Source organism: Allochromatium palmeri (assembly GCF_009720725.1).
GTDB lineage: Bacteria > Pseudomonadota > Gammaproteobacteria > Chromatiales > Chromatiaceae > Thermochromatium > Thermochromatium palmeri.
The window spans coordinates 1-1,927 of record NZ_WNKT01000111.1; the positions used below are offsets into that span (position 1 = coordinate 1).

1 protein-coding gene and 1 pseudogene are annotated in these 1,927 nt (G+C 62.5%); one reads left to right on the forward strand and one right to left on the reverse strand.

What is annotated here, in order from left to right; genetic code table 11:
- The first annotated feature begins 572 nt into the window (after positions 1 to 572).
- On the forward strand, positions 573 to 1,724 hold the full coding sequence (locus GJ668_RS19615) for a tyrosine-type recombinase/integrase (RefSeq protein WP_155451765.1): 1,152 nt from the start codon (positions 573 to 575) through the stop codon (positions 1,722 to 1,724).
- Here GJ668_RS19615 and GJ668_RS20215 read toward each other — a convergent pair.
- Positions 1,721 to 1,927 (reverse strand): annotated as a pseudogene (locus GJ668_RS20215) (hypothetical protein); the annotation flags it as partial. The gene GJ668_RS19615 and the pseudogene GJ668_RS20215 sit on opposite strands and share 4 nt — an antisense overlap.

Here is a 1,927-nt window from a genome sequence, read left to right on the forward strand (position 1 = left end):
GCGCCAACCGAGGCTCACCGCGACGGCTTGATCGGATGCATACCACGAAAAGTTTCAAGAAGGCCTACTGGGCACTGGGAAGGAGCGTGTTTTTGTCCAAAGTCCAATCAGTCAGGAACCCCCTTGCATGTTCTCCAGGAACTTGGTGGCTGGTCGGACTTTGCCATGGTGAAGAAATATGCCCACCTCGCCCCTGAGCATCTGGCCGAACATGCTGCCCGGATCGAGTCAGGGATTCGAAGCGTTCCGCACATTTTCCGGCACACCGCTTAGGCGGACAAGAAAAAAGCGGCTACGTGAGTCACGTAACCGCTTGTAATTTCGAGCTTAAATTGGTCGGGGCGAGAGGATTTGAACCTCCGACCACCTGAACCCCATTCAGCTGCCGGGCCATTTCTTGCGGTAACATCGCTGGTCTGGTCAGACGCGCTCGACCGCTGTAACTCGCTTTTCCCGCTCGCAATTCTCGCGAATGTTGGGGTATGTTAGGGCATGATGGGTAACACCCCATATCGTGAAATTTTGTTACCCACCTTGTTACCCAGCTCGACCATCTGACTGGTGACTGACTCATGCCCACATTGCACCTGACCGATGCGGCGATCCGCCGCTTGAGGCCGCCCGAATCGGGGCGCGTCGAATATTGGGACACCCAGACCAAAGCCCTCGGCCTGCGCGTTGGCGCGTCTGGGCAGCGGTCATGGGTGATGATCCTGCGGGTTCTCAAGGGCGGCCGTTGGGTCCAGCAACGTCTGACCCTCGGCCGCTATCCAGCCGTCACCCTGGCCCAGGCTCGGGAGAAGGCGCGCGCGGCCCTGGCACTGGCCGGCGAAGGCGAAAACCCCGGCGCCGTCGTCCGCGCCGAGCGACAGGCCAAGGCCGAGGCGAGCCGGCACACCTTCGCGGCCGTGCGGGAGGATTTCCTGCTGAAGTATCGCGGTCGAGGCAACCGCCGCCCGGCACCGCGCACCCTGGCCGAACTCTCGCGCGTGCTGTCGTCGGACCTTTTCGCCGATTGGGGCGAAAAACCCCTGGTCAAGATCGAGCGCCGCGACGTACTCGACGTACTCGACGTACTGCTCGAGCGTGGCGTCGAGGTGGCGGCGAACCGGACCCTGAGCTATCTGCACATGCTGTTCGGCTGGTCGGTCGAGCGTGGCATCCTGACCGCCAACCCGGCCGCCGGCATCAAGAAGCCTGGCCATGAGGCATCCAGGGAGCGCGTGCTATCGGCGTCCGAGCTGGTCGCGATCTGGCACGCTAGCGAGCCGACCCATACCGGCGATCTGTTCGGCCCCATCGTCCGCGTGCTGCTGCTCACTGGCCAGCGTCGCGACGAGGTTGGCGGGATGCGCTGGTCTGAGGTCGACATCGATGGCGCGCTCTGGACGCTGCCGGCCGCACGCGCCAAGAATCATCGCGAGCACCTGATACCGCTCTCAGCACCCGTGCTGGCGATCCTGGCTGAGCGTCGCGTCGAGCAGCGGGCGATGCGGATGGAGACGAATCTTGTGTTCACGTCCGGCCTGCGTCGCGCCGATGCGCCCGACCAATCTCCTGCACCGTTTTCCGGCTGGTCGAGATCCAAGGGCAGACTCGACGCGCGCGCGCAACTCGATACGCCCTGGACGCTGCATGATTTGCGTCGAACCGCCGCAACCCGCCTTGGCGAGGATCTACGCGTCCCGCCGCATGTCGTCGAGTCCGTACTAAACCTCGACTAGGCCGGGATGCGTAATTTCTCTTCCTCTGGATCGAGCGTAGTTTTGGTCCAGAGTCGGTCAGCGATGGCGAAGGGATCGGCATTGATGGTGTGAACAAAGTGGTTGACCCGTTGAACCAATTCCTCGGCCGTGGCGTGACAATGATGGTAGGTGACCTCCTCGCGTAACCATCGCCACAGCGCTTCCACCGGCATGAAGTCTGG

What these genes read in the sequence shown, in the direction of transcription:
- GJ668_RS19615 (WP_155451765.1), top strand. Translation starts at nt 573, where the DNA reads ATGCCCACATTGCACCTGACCGATGCGGCGATCCGCCGCTTGAGGCCG.